At 66.4% G+C, this 15,605-nt stretch carries 14 protein-coding genes; 9 read left to right on the forward strand and 5 right to left on the reverse strand.

Annotation, left to right across the window (positions count from 1 at the left end):
* From R4P95_RS12910 to R4P95_RS12920, 3 genes are all read left to right on the forward strand, one after another.
* Entirely contained in the window at positions 1 to 258 is a 258-nt protein-coding gene (locus R4P95_RS12910; RefSeq protein WP_397517683.1) for an SRPBCC family protein, read from the forward strand.
* Positions 259 to 490: 232 nt separating this feature from the next.
* Complete coding sequence (locus R4P95_RS12915; protein WP_317744634.1) at positions 491 to 727, forward strand: hypothetical protein; 237 nt, start codon at positions 491 to 493, stop codon at positions 725 to 727.
* A gap of 1,057 nt (positions 728 to 1,784) precedes the next feature.
* Entirely contained in the window at positions 1,785 to 1,925 is a 141-nt protein-coding gene (locus R4P95_RS12920) for a hypothetical protein (RefSeq protein WP_213575880.1), read from the forward strand.
* A 9-nt stretch (positions 1,926 to 1,934) separates the two neighbouring features.
* Here R4P95_RS12920 and R4P95_RS12925 read toward each other — a convergent pair whose 3' ends face one another.
* Genes R4P95_RS12925 through R4P95_RS12935 form a run of 3 tightly spaced genes read right to left on the reverse strand, consistent with a single transcriptional unit; the run spans position 1,935 to position 5,012 of the window.
* Entirely contained in the window at positions 1,935 to 3,143 is a 1,209-nt protein-coding gene (locus R4P95_RS12925) for a CoA transferase (RefSeq protein WP_317744273.1), read from the reverse strand.
* Between the two features lie 25 nt (positions 3,144 to 3,168).
* The gene (locus R4P95_RS12930; RefSeq protein WP_213575882.1) at positions 3,169 to 4,176 is read right to left on the reverse strand and encodes a MaoC family dehydratase; all 1,008 of its coding nucleotides are present in this window, start codon (positions 4,174 to 4,176) and stop codon (positions 3,169 to 3,171) included.
* The gene (locus R4P95_RS12935) at positions 4,173 to 5,012 is read right to left on the reverse strand and encodes an HpcH/HpaI aldolase/citrate lyase family protein (protein WP_213575883.1); all 840 of its coding nucleotides are present in this window, start codon (positions 5,010 to 5,012) and stop codon (positions 4,173 to 4,175) included. Before R4P95_RS12935 ends, R4P95_RS12930 begins: the two co-directional genes overlap by 4 nt.
* A gap of 193 nt (positions 5,013 to 5,205) precedes the next feature.
* Here R4P95_RS12935 and R4P95_RS12940 point away from each other — a divergent pair, with 193 nt between their 5' ends.
* The 3 genes from R4P95_RS12940 to R4P95_RS12950 are packed head-to-tail and all read left to right on the forward strand — an operon-like array spanning position 5,206 to position 7,633.
* A complete protein-coding gene (locus R4P95_RS12940; protein ID WP_006946138.1) occupies positions 5,206 to 6,357 on the forward strand; it encodes an acyl-CoA dehydrogenase family protein in 1,152 nt (383 codons plus the stop codon).
* Positions 6,358 to 6,388: 31 nt separating this feature from the next.
* A complete protein-coding gene (locus R4P95_RS12945) occupies positions 6,389 to 7,135 on the forward strand; it encodes a GntR family transcriptional regulator (RefSeq protein WP_213575884.1) in 747 nt (248 codons plus the stop codon).
* A 45-nt stretch (positions 7,136 to 7,180) separates the two neighbouring features.
* A complete protein-coding gene (locus R4P95_RS12950) occupies positions 7,181 to 7,633 on the forward strand; it encodes a MaoC family dehydratase (RefSeq protein WP_317744272.1) in 453 nt (150 codons plus the stop codon).
* A gap of 4 nt (positions 7,634 to 7,637) precedes the next feature.
* On the opposite strand, the gene R4P95_RS12955 is transcribed toward R4P95_RS12950, so the two are convergent.
* Complete coding sequence (locus R4P95_RS12955; RefSeq protein ID WP_317744271.1) at positions 7,638 to 8,780, reverse strand: beta-mannosidase; 1,143 nt, start codon at positions 8,778 to 8,780, stop codon at positions 7,638 to 7,640.
* Between the two features lie 223 nt (positions 8,781 to 9,003).
* Between R4P95_RS12955 and R4P95_RS12960 the strand changes: the two genes are divergently transcribed.
* Complete coding sequence (locus R4P95_RS12960) at positions 9,004 to 13,479, forward strand: AAA domain-containing protein (RefSeq protein ID WP_317744270.1); 4,476 nt, start codon at positions 9,004 to 9,006, stop codon at positions 13,477 to 13,479.
* A 14-nt stretch (positions 13,480 to 13,493) separates the two neighbouring features.
* Here R4P95_RS12960 and R4P95_RS12965 read toward each other — a convergent pair whose 3' ends face one another.
* On the reverse strand, positions 13,494 to 14,087 hold the full coding sequence (locus tag R4P95_RS12965; protein WP_317744269.1) for a helix-turn-helix domain-containing protein: 594 nt from the start codon (positions 14,085 to 14,087) through the stop codon (positions 13,494 to 13,496).
* Between the two features lie 79 nt (positions 14,088 to 14,166).
* Between R4P95_RS12965 and R4P95_RS12970 the strand changes: the two genes are divergently transcribed.
* Together R4P95_RS12970 and R4P95_RS12975 are read left to right on the forward strand one after the other, a co-directional pair.
* Entirely contained in the window at positions 14,167 to 14,553 is a 387-nt protein-coding gene (locus R4P95_RS12970) for a DUF1304 domain-containing protein (RefSeq protein ID WP_213575888.1), read from the forward strand.
* A gap of 34 nt (positions 14,554 to 14,587) precedes the next feature.
* Entirely contained in the window at positions 14,588 to 15,592 is a 1,005-nt protein-coding gene (locus R4P95_RS12975) for an NADP-dependent oxidoreductase (protein ID WP_213575889.1), read from the forward strand.
* Positions 15,593 to 15,605 lie beyond the last annotated feature (13 nt).

Genomic DNA, 15,605 nt, shown 5'->3' on the forward strand with positions numbered 1-15,605 from the left:
ATGCCCCCCGAGACGATCTGGAACCTGACCGCCGACGTCAGGAACCTCGGGCGCTTCTCGCCCGAGGTCATCGAAGCCGAGTGGCTCGACGGCGCCGTCGGACCCGTGTCGTGGGCACGCTTCAGAGGCCATATCACCTCGAGGCCAACGGCCCGGGAACCGATGTCACCGAATCGTTCCACCTCCCGCTGGGGCCTCTCGAGTTCGCCGCACCGCTGTACTTCTTATGCAAGCGGCGCAACCGCCGCGACATGCTGACAACACTGCAGCGCATCGGACACGTGGCGAGACCGACGGCGGGGCATGACGAAAGCACCGCGCGCCGCGACCGACGACGTCCACGAGGCGTTACCGCGCGGATGAGCACTCCTCCACGTCACCCGCGCATTTCGAGAACGGGCCCGCTGCTGTCGCGTGACGACCACGTGGAGTTCAGTGCACAAAACGCGCCGAGAACTTCGGCTATCTCACATTCCGACCGTGGTCCCCGATGTCGCTGCATAACCACCGGCCTCCGGCCACCGGACACCCGCGCGGCGAGGAAGCGCAGCAACACCACCGTCGCGCCGCACTGACTGACTGCCGCGACGGTGACTCGATCGACTTCGGCAACCCCAGTCCGCATGTCCCCGCCCCGGTGGAGTGGGCGGCCGCGAGCGGCTACGCAGTGTCCGCACGCGGCCGGATCCCCGCCGAGATCCAGGAAGCGTTCGACGCCGCGCATTGACACCCTTTTTCGACAACCAGGGCGCTCCGGCTCCGGCTCAGGGCGCAGGTACGAGGTACGGCACGCGAATGCTGAACGGATATCGTCCTGGCGCCTCGCTCGTGGACTCGATTAGTGCGCGATCGTCCTCGAGACTGAGGATGGTGAACACCGACTTCCCCTCGGTCTCCTACCTTCACGAACCTGTCCCTCCGTGCATACACCGCCGAAGACGCAGCTCAATGGCGATAAAGTGATGCGCCCCGGCTAGGCTTCCGACTTGTATGGCGTGGTGGCCTCGTGTTCGAACCGACGGGTTCGTAGCGTGCCGTAGGAGACCGTGGGGCGCCGCCGCCTCGGTTGTTCACAGTTGAGCGGCGGTCTCAGCGAGCGCCGAGAAGCCGGTTGCGGCCGCCGGTGATGATGGTTCGCTCTTAGAGAGTTCTGTCCTCGTCGGTATAGTTCGAACCCCTCGCGACGGACAACTTGCTGTGGCCCCTTGCGAGTGACCACACTGGCCGGCGCGCGCGTGCGTCGTAGGGTTCGGTCCCGCTGCGACCCGGTCCGGGAGACGCTGCACCGCCGGAATTTGCGGCACAGTCACCGCGTAGATGGTGGGCCGTAACGCGCACTCCCGCTCGCCGCCCGAACACAGAAAGCGTCAAAGCAGCCGCACTGAATACCCAGCCGCCGAGACAATCGGGATGACGTTGCAGATCAACTTCTGCCATGGCGAGCCACGCTCGTCCTGCATGAAGCTCGGTGAATGTGAGTTTGAGCTCCAAGAGCGTCGTGTTGGTCTGCCGACATGGACAATCTTTTCAGGCATTGAAATGTCAGTTCTCCGCCACCCGCGACGGAGCGGGAAGGGCGCTGACCTACGCCACCACGGTGGCCGCCCAACCGTCGGTCCCCGGTTCGAGGTCGCCGGGAAAGGCGGCACCGCTGTCGGTGACCGGGTACATCGACGGACGGCAATTGCGACTGCGGGCACCCCTGCACCGAATTCAACTGGGCCGACCGAAAACCACGCTGGGAGTACATCGTCAGCGACATCGCTCCGTCCTACCAACGGCTGGTGGAGACGCGTGCCGGAGAGATGCACGCGATTCTCGCGATGCCGTTCCGGGGCTTCGTCGACACTCAACGCGTCGTCCGTCGTATCCCCGACCTCGTGCGTGATCTCAGCACCGGCTGGGAGTTGGTGGAGGCGCAGTAGTTCTTTCGGTCAGCCTGCGACGACGCCGCGCTCGTGTAGCGCGGCGATGTCGGATGCCGGCGTGCCGAGCCAGTCCCTCAGGACCTGTGCGGTGTCTTCTCCCACCGCGGATGCCGGTGCGACGGTGGCGTGGTGGCCGTCGAACGACGCGGGATGCCCGGACGCGAGGTAGGTGCCGATGCGCGGCTGATCGAGGGGAGTGAACATCGGGTTCTTCTCGAGCTCCCCGGACTTCACCACTTCCTCGAAGGTGCGGTAGCGCTCGGCGAGCACGGACGTCTTCGAGAGTGCCTCGGCCACTTCGGTTGCGGTGTGTTCACGGAACCAGCGGGCGAACAGGGCTGTGAGGACGTCGCGGTGGGTGAAGCGATCGGTTTCGCGTGCGAAGTCCACGTCGAGTGCGGTGGCGAGTGCCTCCACCGCGGCCGTGGTTCCGGTAACGGCGACAAGGTCACGGAAGTGACGTGGGGTGAGGGCGACGATCATGAACCGTTCGCCGTCGCTGGTGGTGAAATCCGTTCCGTAGGTGCCGTAGACGGAGTTTCCGGTCGCCGACCTGCCGGTGCCGTTGATCTGGACTTCGGTGAGGTAGCCGAGCGTGCCGGCGGTGGCGAGCGCGACGTCCTCGAGCGGCAGGCGGATGTGGGTGCCCTCACCGGTGGCGTCGCGGTGCCGGACGGCGGCGGCGACGGCCAGCGCGGCGTACAGCCCACACACCACGTCCCACGCGGGTAGGACGTGGTTGACGACACCGGCATGATCGGTGGGACCGGTGATGGACGGGAAACCGAGTCCTGCATTGACGGTGTAGTCGACGGCGGGGGAACCGTCGGTGCCACCGAGAACTTCGAGAGTGATGACGTCGGAGCGCAGGGCGCTGAGCGCGTCGTGGGCGAGCCAGTCACGGCCACCGGCGTTGGTGACGAGGATTCCGCCACCCGCACCGGGGACCGTGACCAGTTGCTGCACCAGTTCCTGCCCCTCGGGGCTGCGCATGTCGACGGCCACGGACCGCTTACCGCGGTTGAGACCGGTCCAGTAGATGCTCTCACCGTCCGCGGTGACCGGCCAGCGCTTGTAGCAGGCGGAGCCGCCGATGGGGTCGACCCGGATCACCTCGGCCCCCAGCTGAGACAGCGTCAGCCCGCACAGCGGGGACGCGATGAAGCTGGAGACCTCGACGATCCGGAGTCCGGCAAGGGGAGTGTGGGCAGTCACGAGGGAAGCTCCTTGATGGTGGAGGTCATGCCATGAGGGCGGTGAAGCGCCAGTCGAGTACGGGAACGTCGGAGGCTGTGGCGTTGTGCGCGAACACCAGCGACCGAAGGTGGAGTAGTCCACCCCCAGCGGCGAGGGCGTCGGCACTCTCGATCCGGAGTTCGCTGGTGAGGGTGTCGCCCTCGTGGACGGGCCCGGTGTGATCGCACGACTTCCAGCCGAGGACGGTGACGAGATTGGGCAGGGCGCGAGTGGCCTGCCCGAGGGCGATCCCGATCGTGTGGCCGCCGTAGACGAGCCGTCCGTCGGCGCCGACGCGCTCGTCGTGGTGTGTGGCCGCGATGTTGAGAGTCAGGCGTGCGAGTTCCGGTGCGCTGGACACCACATCACCGCTGCTGCGGAACACCGCACCGGCGAGGGCGGGGGTGAAATGTTCGCCGGGCACCTTCTCGCGGTACACGTCGAGATCCCATCCCTCCGGTGCGCCGAAGGGCTGCTCCGATTGCGGTCCGACGGCCGACAGGTCGTCCGCCTTCCGGACGCGGTTCTCGTCGGGGCTCTCGGAGAGCGGAAGCATCGCGCAGCGGTAGAAGTCGAGGACCGTCCGGCCGTCCTGATCGGTCGACGTCATCCGCAGGGCGGCGAGGCCCGTGGGCTTCCGCCCGGGTTTCGCGGAGTTCTCGCGCAATCCCACTACCTCCGTGCGGGTGTGGAGGGTGTCACCCAGGTGCGGGAAGTGGTGGAACCGCAGGCCCCGGTAGAAGAGGTTGGCCTTCACGTGATGGGTGGCCACCGTCGACTGTCCGATCGCGAGGTCACACACGAGTCCCGGGTTGGCCACCCCCTCGGGCGCTCCGGTGACCGCCCGCGACAGGTGAGTGTCGAGTGGCAGCCTCATCCGGTCGCCGAGGATCGCCTGGTGGGTGGCCGAGAGGCCCGTCGTCAGAGTGACGGCAGGAGCAGAATCGAAAACTTGACCGATCTCGAGTTCGTCGAAATACGGTCCACCGACGTACGTCTGCGTGATCGTCATTGTCCACCCACCTGTGCGAGAACCCGTCGTGCCGCAACTGCGACGGCTTCGTCGAGCATCTGACCGTCGAGTTGCGCGGCGCCGTTCCCGGCCGCCTCCGCGTCGGCGAGTGCGTCGATCACTCGTCGCGCATTGTCGACGTCGGCGTTCGAGGGGGTGAATGCCGCAGCGGCGGAGGAGATCTGGTTCGGGTGGATCACCCACTTGCCGTCGAATCCGAGGGCGCTCGTCCACGACGCCGAGTGCCGGAATGCGTCGTCGTCGGCGATGCCGAGGAAGGGGCCGTCGATCGCCTGAATACCTGCGGCGCGAGCGGCCACGAGGACCGCCTCCTGAATGGCGAGCCAGTGCTCGGGGCGGGCCGCGCGGGAACGTCCCAGTGCGGCACCCAGATCGGCGTAGCCGATGATGACCGCATCGAGGTGATCGGCCCGTGAGATCGCATCGATGTTCTGTACCCCGCGCGGTGTTTCCACCAGCGCCTGGAGTCGGACGGTCCCGACGGCGTCCGCGGCGTCCTGCAGATCCTGGTGCGTCTCGGTCTTGGGAACGACGATGCTCGTCAACGAGGGGCCGAGCTCGGCACATGCGGCGAGGTCGTCCGCTGCCCACGGTGTGGTGAGCGCGTTGATGCGGACGGAGACTGCCCGGGAGCCGTCCGATTCGCGCACGAGGCGAGAGACGAGATCGCGGGCCGCAGCCTTCTTCGCCGGTGCGACGGCGTCCTCGAGATCGAGGACCACCTCGTCGGCGTTCGACTGCAAAGCCTTCAGTGCTTTGCGTTCGTCGGATCCGGGGGCAACCAGGACGGCGCGCCTGCGGGTGAGGTTCTGCACGATGCTTCATTCCTCGTTTCGGGATTGCCGGGTTTCGAGATAGCCGGGCACGACCGATATGTACGGCCAGAACTTCAGGATCGCACACGATGCTGGCAGGGGATAACCGCCTATGTCAAGACGGATTCTTGACTTGCGACGAACAAAGCGCAACTATGGCCGTACAAATGTCGAGCGCGCGAGGTGAGGGTTCATGGGCAAGCTGAACGAGGAAGAGACCTACCTGGTCGAGACGGTGCGGGCTTTCATCGACCGCGACGTCAAGCCGACGGTGCAGGAGGTGGAGCACGCCAACGAGTACCCCGAAAAGTGGATCGAGCAGATGAAGCAGATCGGGATCTACGGGTTGGCGGTACCGGAGGAGTACGGCGGATCGCCGGTGTCGATGCCGTGTTATGCGCAGGTGACGCAGGAGTTGGCCCGCGGGTGGATGAGCCTGGCCGGGGCGATGGGTGGGCATACCGTCGTCGCGAAGTTGCTGTCGTTGTACGGCACCGAGGAGCAGAAGCAGCAGTATCTGCCGAAGATGGCGACGGGCGAGATCCGGGCCACGATGGCGCTGACCGAGCCCGGTGGGGGATCGGATCTGCAGGCCATGTCGACCAATGCCAAGACCGACGGCGACGATCTGGTGATCAGCGGTGCGAAGACGTGGATTTCCAACGCCCGCCGCTCGGGATTGATCGCTTTGCTGTGCAAGACCGATCCGAGTGCGAATCCGAAGCACCGGGGTATTTCGATCGTGTTGGTCGAGCACGGTCCGGGGCTCACGGTGTCGCGGGATCTGCCGAAGCTCGGGTACAAGGGTGTCGAGACGTGTGAGCTCTCGTTCGACGGTTATCGCATTCCGGCCACGGCGATCCTCGGCGGCACCCCGGGCAAGGGGTTCGGGCAGATGATGAAGGGTCTCGAGACCGGTCGCATCCAGGTGGCCTGCCGGGCGTTGGGAGTGGCGACGGCGGCGCTCGAGGATTCCCTCGCCTACGCCCAGCAGCGGGAGAGCTTCGGCCAGCCGATCTGGAAGCACCAGTCGATCGGCAACTATCTGGCCGACATGGCGACCAAGTTGACGGCGGCACGGCAGCTGACCTGGCATGCGGCCGAGCAGTACGACAGCGGCGAGAGGTGCGACATGGAGGCGGGTATGGCGAAGCTGTACGCGTCCGAGGTGGCGATGGAGATCGCGCTGTCGGCGGTCCGTATTCACGGTGGGTACGGCTACTCCACCGAGTACGACGTCGAGCGGTACTTCCGGGATGCACCGCTGATGATCGTCGGCGAGGGCACCAATGAGATTCAGCGCAACGTCATCGTCTCGCAACTCGTGGCCCGAGGCGGTCTGTAGTCCCACAACCTGCACGTAGGATCGGTGCGCGATGAACGGTAGGGAACGAGAGAGTGAGCCGGCGTACCAGCTGGTGTCCAAACAGCTGCGCGAGCACATTGCTGCGGGCAAGTACCGCGACGGCGTGAAACTTCCCACCGAATTCGAACTCGCGGAGCAACACGGGGTGAGTCGTCAAACGGTCCGGCGGGCGTTCCAGGATCTGGTGGCCGAGGGCATCGTCTACCGGGTGCCCGGGCGTGGCACCTTCGCGGCCGAGTCCGATGGCCGCTACCTGCGTCAGCTCGGATCCATCGAAGACCTGATGAATCTGTCCACGGACACCACCATGGAGGTGGTCTCGCCGCTGCGCCGCCGGGTCGACATCGAGGCGGCGAGCAGGCTCCGGCTCGATACCGACCTCGTCCACACGGTCGTGTTCCGGCGACGTCACGACGACACACCCTTCGTGCTGACCACCGTCTACCTTCCCGACGAGATCGCACGGCTCGTCGCCGACGCGCCCGAGATGGCCGAGGGCGCCGTCAGCTCGTACACCATCATCGGGCTGCTGGAACCGCACCTGCGAAGTCCCATCGTCGAGGCGGCGCAGTCGATCACCGTGGCGCCGGCCACCGAGTTCGTTGCCCGGGAGCTGGACTGCGATGTCGAGCACCCGATGTTGCGAGTAGACCGCCTGTACACCGACGCCGACGGCCGGATCGTCGAACTCGCGGTCAGCTACTTCCTGCCCGAGCACTACACCTACCGAGTCACGCTCCGCCGCGGCGGACGCTGAACCACAACCACCCTGAACTGTAAACCGACGAGGAGAAGTACCGACATGCACGTGTTCAACGGAATCGACGAGGTCGAAGCTGCTGTAGGGGAGTCCCTCGGCTTCAGCGAATGGCTGGAGGTCACGCAGGACCGCGTGAACCTTTTCGCCGACGCCACCGAAGATCACCAGTGGATCCACGTCGACCCGGAGCGTGCCGCGGACGGCCCGTTCGGCGCGGCGATCGCGCACGGCTATCTCACGCTCTCACTGCTGCCGAAGCTCGGCGCAGAACTCATGCGCGTCGACGGAGTGAAGATGGTGATCAACTACGGGCTCAACAAGGTTCGCTTCCCGGAACCGGTCCGGGTAGGGGCGTCGATCCGCGCCGGCGGCGAGATCGTCTCCTGCGAACGCACGGCAAAAGGTGCCCAGGTGGTCGTGAAGAACACCATCGAGATCAAAGGATCCGACAAGCCGGCGTGCGTAGCGGAGACGGTGCGCGTACTCGTGTCCTGAGTTCTCAGTAGGCGCCCGGGGCGGTACCCGTGCCGAGGGACCCGAACTGCTCGACCACATCCCACAGCGGGTCGTCGGGCCCCACGTCGTAAGTGCACTCGGTGGGCCGGGGATCCGGGACGAACGCCCAGAGCAGGGCCCCTGCTGCGCCCGCATCGCGTTGACCGGTGAGTTTCGTGGTGATGTGTGCCGCACGGTCGCCGAGGTCGCCGCACGATCCGGCGAGTTCACCAATCTCGCCCATGAGGAGCGGCTTCCCCAGCGCCTCCGCCTGTTCGAGTCGTCGACCCAGACCGTTCCACTGATCGCCCGGCAGCGGGACGGCGTCCGCGCCGTAGTCGTGATACTGGACGACGTCGACATACGGCGATGCCCCGACGAACTGGTACTCATCGCCTTGGGTGCCGCATTGCCCGCCGCCGGTGAATCCGGCCGTGATCAGGGTCCGCGGGTCGCGCGCGCGGAGCTCGGCCCCGGCGTCGTCGAAGAAGTCCCGCAATACCTGTGCGGCGTCTGGGCCACACGACCGAGTCCACCACGAGCAGGCCGCGTCCGTGCAAGTGCTCGTCTCCGGTTCGCCCACCAATTCCCAGGCGGCGAGTGAGGACGAGTTCTTGTACCGGTCGACGGCGGTGTGCATCCAGTCCCGGAAGCTCATCAACGTGCGAGGAGCCCCCGGTGTCATGGTCTGCCACCCGTCGACATACCACTGCCGGCCCTTGAACACGTCGTCTTCACACGCGCCGTCCTGCGGTGCGAGGACGGGAATCACCATCTGGTCGTGTGCCTCGGCGGCAGCGAAGACTGCGTCGATCGGTCCGAAGTCGAGCTGCCCGGTGAACCGGTTGATCGCCAGTGCCTGGAAGAGGTTGAACCGGGTCAGCGAGTGCGCCGGAAGTGACGAGAAGTAGGACCCGAGATCGACCATGGCCCCACAACCCCAGTTCACCGACCAGTTGGTGGCCAACTGATAGGCGTTGAAACCCGTCGGCCACCAGGGTTGACCGTCGAGGGCGAATCCCTCGGAAGACGCCGTGACCCGCGAGTCCGGCGCGGGGTCGGCAGCCCCGACGGCACCGGTTCCGAAGGACAGGAGAGCGGCGGTGGCCAGCACGGCACCGGCTTTGGTGATGCGCGAATCGGCCATGGACAGATACTAGAGACCGAATGGTCGGAATGGAGTGTGGCGGGGACGGACGTCGGTGCGCGGCGGTGCCAGGCGACCGTCCAGTCCCTGTGACCTGCGCAACTGCGGGGTGGTCTTCTTGACTCCGAACGGGGACTACGCCTCGATCTCGTCCCCATCGACCCGATAGTGTGCAGGGCGGGGGCCAGCGCCGACCATCACCGAGAACTCTCAGAGGTTTACATTGTCGAGTCCCGAAACCGACGCCGAGCTTGCAGGCCGCGTCCAGCGGCTGCTGCAGTTCCTGCGCGAAATCGTCAGGGCTCGCACCAAGCCGGTCCTGCGTGTCGACCAGCACGAACAGGTGGAATGGCTGCACTGCGAAGGCCGGGTGCTCCGATTCTCGGCAGATGCAGCGCAGGGTGACATCGTCCTCCGAGTGCCCGTCGCTGCCGTGGACGATCCACCGGCACTGCCGCCCGTTCTGCACGGCTGGGTGGATGCGGCTGCCCGATCCGACAGCTCGCGTCCCGAACTCGCCTTGAACGAATCGGACGCCTACGCGGAAGACTCCGACGAGGAATACGACGTCCGCCGGGCGTACGAGGTCCGGCAAGCCTTCGACGCGTACCTGCCGCGGTGGAAGGCCTGGGCGGCGACGGATCGCGAACAGCGCCCGCACGCCGAGCTGTACCAGTCACTGCAGTCGATGCTGCAGGAGCTGAATGCCCGGCCCGAGTCGATCGAACTCGTCCTCGCCTCCGGTCTACTCACCGTTCCCGGTGTGGGTCCGGATGCCGGTATCCGCACCCACCTCGTCACGCAGCCCGCAGGGATCTCCCGCGACGTTCGGACAGGTGACCTTCTCGTCCGGTTGACGCCGAGCACAGCGCCTCGACTCGAAGATTCCCAGCTGCTGACCGGGCTCGGCCTCTACGACAGCTCGCAGTCGATGCGACTGCAACAGCAGTTGCAGGAGGTCGCGACCTCTCCGCTCGGCACCGAGATCGGGCAGTTCCTCCGGGAGTGGGCCCCGCTGACGGTCACCACCGCTATCGATGTCCGTGACGCTGTCGAGCCCCCGGACGAGACGGGGACGGCCACACTCGCCCCCGCACCCGCACTGGTGCTCCGCAAGCGCAGCGCATTCGCCCTCGTCGAGTACTACGAGAAGATGATCGCCCATCTCGAACGCGACGGTGCCACGGTCCCGCTAGGGCTTGCCCAGTTGGTCGACGCGATCGAGCCGGCGGAGCGAGTGACGTGGCTGCAGCGCACGGGTGCTGCCGCGCCCGCCACGCTCGCCGACGACCCTCTGTTCCCCCTCCCCGCCAACGCCGAGCAGTCGCAGATCATCGAGCGCCTCGGTGGAGACAGTGGCGTGGTGGTCGAGGGGCCGCCCGGGACAGGAAAAACCCACACCATCGCGAATCTTGTCTCGGCCCTCCTTGCCCGGGGACAGCGGGTGCTGGTCACCAGCGAGAAGGCTCAGGCTCTGCGTGTGCTCCGTGACAAGCTGCCGCCCGAGATGCAGGAACTGTGCGTCTCGATCACCGACCTCTCGCGCGGTGGATCCGACGAGCTCAACCGCAGTGTCGCGACGATCGCCGAGCGGAAGTCGTCGTTCAACCCGGACAGTGAGGGCAAGCGGATCGCCGACCTGCGCGCCCAGCGGGCGGAGGCAATGCAGAAACGTGCGGTCGTACTCGACCGCGTGACGGCACTGCGCGAATCCGAGACGTACCTCCACGATCCCGTGGCCGAGGGTTACGAAGGCACGGCAGCCACGATCGTCCGCAAGGTCATGGCCCTGCAGGCCGACTTCCAGTGGCTCCCCGGACCCCTGCTGAGCGAGGAACCGCCGCTGACGGGCGCCGAGCTCGACACCTTGCGCGCACTGTGTGTGACGGCAACACCGGAACGTGCCCTGCGCTCGCGGCAAAGTCTGCCGCCACTCGACGCACTTCTGCCCAACCGCGCAGAACTCGAACGGCTCTGCGCACGGGCGTCGACCACCGTTCCCATCGACACTCCGCAGTCGGCACATTTGCTGGACGTCCTCGGCGGCGTCGACACCGATACCGCGCACACGGTACGACGGCATTGCAAGGAACTGCAGGCCCGGGCGCACGACGTCCTCGAACTCGACAGCAGATTCCACGAACTGGCCGACACGGTTCTCGCCGGTCGAGCCACGCATTTGTGGGGCCGATTGGATGCGCTGCCTGCGATTGTGGAAGCGGCCGCCGCCGCCGACCGCTACATCGGTGCGCACGATGTCCAGTGTTCCGTCATGAGCAGGCCTGCACTCCACGCGGTCGGGGCGCTGGCTGTCGCCATGGAATCCGGTGCCGTGGAATGGAAGTCACGCTTTCGTCGCAGCGACGAGCAGAAGGCCGTCGAGGAGCTCGGCATCGAGGCGACCGTCGACGGGCTACCCGCCACCACGGCCGCTGCCGTCCGGCTCGTCACGGAACACCTACGCGCGCACGACGCCGCCCTGACCGCGTCAACACTGCTGGGCGATCTCGGAATTCCGGTGGAGATGAACGGTTCCCGCGCCGTTCAGGTGGACAGCCTCAACCTGATGGTCGGCAGGATCGCGCGGGTGCGTGCCTTGCTCGTGGCGCGCGATGCGCTTGCCCGTGAGCTGTTCGCGCTGTCGCCCACTGCCCCCCGCATGCGCACACTTCGCGACGCCACCGCGGTCGCCGGTGCGGCCGAGGCCATCACCACCCGAACCGACGTCGACAGTGCGCGTGCAGAACTCGACGCCATCGTCTCGGCGGTGTCTGCCGAGATCGACTCGAGTCCCTCCCCCGAGGGCACCGCTCTGGTTTCCGCTCTCGACCGCGCCGACAACGCGGCACTGTCCGCTGCCCTCGCGGAATACGCCAGGGCGCGCGCCGAGCAGCACGATCAATTGCTATTCGACGAGTTGGCCGACCGCCTCGCCCCCGTCGCCCCGGCCTTCTACGAGCTGGTGCGCCGGACAGCGACGCTTCCCGAATGGGACGAGATGAGCTGGCAGCTGTCGGAGGCGTGGGCGTGGCGTCGTGCCCGTCAGTGGGTCACCGAACAGCACCGCGCCGGGCGCGAGCAGGAACTCGAAGCCGAACTGAACGGCCTCGACGCCGATCTGGCACATCTGACCGCTCGGCTGGCGGCCGCCGCCGCGTGGCGGGACTGCCTCGAGAATCTCACCGCCGATCAGGTCCGGGCGCTGCAAACGTACCGCGAACACATCTCCAACATCGGTGCCGGAGGCGGGAAGTATGCCGAAAAGTACCGCAGTGCAGCCAGATCCGCGATGGGAGAGGCGCAGGGAGCCGTGCCCGCCTGGGTGATGCCGCTGCAGCAGGTCCTCGCGTCCATACCGCCGGTCCCGGGCAGCTTCGACGTCGTCATCGTCGACGAAGCGAGCCAGGCCGACATCACCAACCTCTTCCTGCTGTGGCTGGCACCGCGGGTCATCGTGGTAGGCGACGACAAGCAATGCGCGCCCGCCGATATCCCCACCAACGGGACGCTCGACGACGTCTTCACCAGATTGGGTGCCTACCTTCCGGATCTCCCGGAATACGTGCAAGCGACGCTGACTCCCCGGTCGAGCCTGTTCTCCATTCTGCGTACCAGTTTCGGCCAGGTGGTCAGGCTGCGCGAGCATTTCCGGTCGATGCCCGAAATCATCAACTGGTCGAGTACCCAGTTCTACGGTGAGCTGCCGCTGGTGCCGGTGCGGCAGTTCGGAGCAGACCGGCTACCGCCCCTGCGGCACACCTACGTTCCCGACGCCACGGTGTCGGGGAAGGATGCCACGCTCGCCAACCACGTCGAGGCGAAGGCGCTCGTCGATCAGCTCATCGAATGCCTCGTCGATCCCCGGTACGACGGAAAGACGTTCGGAATCGTGGTATTGCAAGGACAGTCGCAGGTCGACGCGATCCGCGGCGAATTGGTGCGGCGCATCGGAATCGAGCAGTGGGAGCAACGGCGACTGCGGGTGGGAACACCGCCCGACTTCCAGGGCGATGAACGCAGCGTCGTCTTCCTGTCCATGGTGGTGACGCCGGAGCAGCACTTCGTTCCGCTGACGGCTAATCAGTACAAGCGTCGATTCAACGTCGCGGCGTCGCGGGCGCAGGACCAGTTGTGGCTGTTCCACTCGGTGACCGTCGACGAGCTGAAGCGGGCCGACCTCCGTAATTCCCTGCTGAGCTATGTCATGTCGACGTCACCGGCGCCGGCCGAGCCGATGCCCCGAGGGGTGAGCCGAGACGTCCGGACGCCACCGTTCGACAACCTCCTCGAGCAGCGGGTGTTCCACGACATCGCCGAGCGCGGCTATCACGTCAATCCTCAGGTCGAGGTGAACAATCGTCGCATCGACCTCGTAGTCACCGGCGGGACGATGAGGCTGGCCGTCGAATGTGATGCGGATGCCTTCTCCACCACGCCGGCGCAGCGCATCGCCGACCTCGAACGCGAGCAGGAACTCAAGCGGTGCGGCTGGACCTTCTGGCGTGTGCGCGAATCCGAGTACTACCTCGACCCGAAGGCGGCGATGGCCGGCCTCTGGGACACCCTGGACAACCTGGGTATCGCCCCGCACGCCGTCGACCATGCCACCGCGATCGAGATGGCGGCGGCCGCCGAGCGGGCGTCCGGAGACGGCACTCCCGAGCGCGGCAAGCACGCGGCGCCAGCTCTGGCCGACTGACGGGCGGGCCGCGGTCAGGCGGTGCCGCGCCACTCCTCGAGCTGTTCGATCGCCGTGTGTGCCACCGCGATCGCCTCGTCCCGGTTGATGCGCGAGAGCAGGAACGCGCTGACCGACAACGACGTCAGCAGTCGCGTGCGGTGCTCGACGACGGCGGCAGGCGCGTCCGGATCGAGGGCACGCAGCGCGTGGGTCAGCGCTGCGGACAGTTCACTGCGATAGGCATCCACGACCATCCGCTGAGTCTCGTCGTGGGCGGCGAACCCGGCAGCGCTGTTGAGGAGCAGGCACCCACGACCCGGACAGTCCTCGGGGAGCGTGGCCAAGGTCTCGGCGAGAGCGCGGTAGTAGCGCACGCCCGCGTCGGGCCGGGCGGGCTCAGCGGTGAGAATTTTCAGACGGGGGCGGACGACACGGTCGAGGTAGTCCTGCACGGCGGCGTCGAACAGGCCCCGCTTGCTGGTGAAGGCGTTGTACAGGCTCGAGCGGTTGAGTCCGGTGGCGCGTTCGAGGTCGGGCACCGATGTGGCTTCATAACCCTTGTCCCAGAACACGTCACGTGCGAGGCCGATCACCTCGGCGGTGTCGAAGTCCTGTGTCCGTGGCATGACGATCCTCACTCACTGTTGTGAAACGCTCATTTCAGTATATATTGAAATGGTCAGTTCACAATCAGGAGGAGCTTGCATGGTTACCGCCGGTCTGGTTCTCGCCGCTCTCGCCAGTGCGTTACACGTGTACATCTTCGTGCTCGAGTCGGTGCTGTGGACCGCGCCGCGTACCCGCGCGACCTTCGGCACCACCGCCGACGAGGCCGCCGCCACCAAGGAGCTGGCCTTCAACCAGGGCTTCTACAATCTCTTCCTCGCCGTCGTGACCGCGGTCGGCGTCGTTGCGGTCGCTGTCGACGCGACTGCGGTGGGTGCTGCCCTCGTCTTCGCCGGTGCCGGATCGATGGTCCTCGCCGCGGCTGTCCTGCTGATTTCTTCACCCGACAAGGCACGCGCCGCTCTCACCCAGGGCACGCTTCCGTTGCTCGCGGTCCTTCTCCTCGCGCTCGGACTGGCGCTCTAGACATCTTTCGTCACAGCAGTGAAAGGAACTACTCGTGGTATCGAGCACGCAGATTCAACTGATCAACCGGCCGGCGGGCTGGCCCACCCAGGACGACTTCCGGACTGTCACCGTGGAGTTGCCCGACCTCGCCGGTGATCAGGTTCGTGTGGTCAACGAGTTCACCTCCGTCGACCCATACATGCGCGGTCGCATGAACGACGTCAAGTCCTACATTCCGCCGTTCGTGCTGGGGGAGACCATGACCGGTGGCGCAGTCGGGCGAGTCGTCGAGTCGACCGTCGACAGCCATCCCGTCGGCTCCGTCGTGGTGCACGACCTGGGATGGCGCGACGTGGCGCAGGGTGATGCCTCCGCATTCCGCGTAGTGGAGGAGATTCCCGGGGTCCCGGTGTCCGCATACCTCGGCATTCTGGGGTTGACCGGCCTCACCGCCTACGTGGGTCTTCTGCACATCGCCCACCTGAAGCCCGGTGACTCCGTGTTCATTTCCGGGGCCGCCGGTGCCGTCGGAACTGCCGCCGGGCAGATCGCCCGCCTCGAAGGCGCCTCCCGGGTCCTCGGATCCGCGGGCTCCGCCGAGAAGGTCGCGCTACTCACCGACCGCTACGGCTATGACATCGCGCTCGACTACAAGGCCGCGCCCATCCGCGAGCAGCTACTCGGAGTCGCGGGTGACGGAATCGACGTCTACTTCGACAACGTCGGCGGCGATCACCTCGAAGCGGCACTCGCCGCCATGCGCAACGGGGGACGAGCCGCGCTGTGCGGCGCGATCGCCGGCTACAACGCCACCGAGCGCGTGCCGGGACCGGACAACATGATGAACATCATCAGCCGCGGTCTCACGTTGCAGGGATTCACGCTGGGCAACTACACCCACGTGTTCCCCGAGTTCGCCGCCAAGATGGGACCGTGGCTCGCGTCCGGTGACGTAGTGCACGACGAGACGGTGGTCGAGGGCATCGAGAATTCGGTGGACGCATTCCTCCAGCTCATGCGTGGTGGGAACGTCGGGAAGATGCTGGTCAAGGTGTAGGCGGCTCCGCCGC

It is taken from the genome of Rhodococcus sp. IEGM 27, from assembly GCF_033142305.1.
In the GTDB taxonomy this organism is placed as follows: domain Bacteria; phylum Actinomycetota; class Actinomycetes; order Mycobacteriales; family Mycobacteriaceae; genus Rhodococcus_F; species Rhodococcus_F oxybenzonivorans.

What these genes read in the sequence shown, in the direction of transcription:
- R4P95_RS12910 (WP_397517683.1), top strand. Translation starts at nt 1, where the DNA reads ATGCCCCCCGAGACGATCTGGAACCTGACCGCCGACGTCAGGAACCTC.
- R4P95_RS12915 (WP_317744634.1), top strand. Translation starts at nt 491, where the DNA reads ATGTCGCTGCATAACCACCGGCCTCCGGCCACCGGACACCCGCGCGGC.
- R4P95_RS12930 (WP_213575882.1), bottom strand. Translation starts at nt 4,176, where the DNA reads ATGACGATCACGCAGACGTACGTCGGTGGACCGTATTTCGACGAACTC.
- R4P95_RS12940 (WP_006946138.1), top strand. Translation starts at nt 5,206, where the DNA reads ATGGGCAAGCTGAACGAGGAAGAGACCTACCTGGTCGAGACGGTGCGG.
- R4P95_RS12945 (WP_213575884.1), top strand. Translation starts at nt 6,389, where the DNA reads ATGAACGGTAGGGAACGAGAGAGTGAGCCGGCGTACCAGCTGGTGTCC.
- R4P95_RS12950 (WP_317744272.1), top strand. Translation starts at nt 7,181, where the DNA reads ATGCACGTGTTCAACGGAATCGACGAGGTCGAAGCTGCTGTAGGGGAG.
- R4P95_RS12955 (WP_317744271.1), bottom strand. Translation starts at nt 8,780, where the DNA reads ATGGCCGATTCGCGCATCACCAAAGCCGGTGCCGTGCTGGCCACCGCC.
- R4P95_RS12965 (WP_317744269.1), bottom strand. Translation starts at nt 14,087, where the DNA reads ATGCCACGGACACAGGACTTCGACACCGCCGAGGTGATCGGCCTCGCA.
- R4P95_RS12970 (WP_213575888.1), top strand. Translation starts at nt 14,167, where the DNA reads ATGGTTACCGCCGGTCTGGTTCTCGCCGCTCTCGCCAGTGCGTTACAC.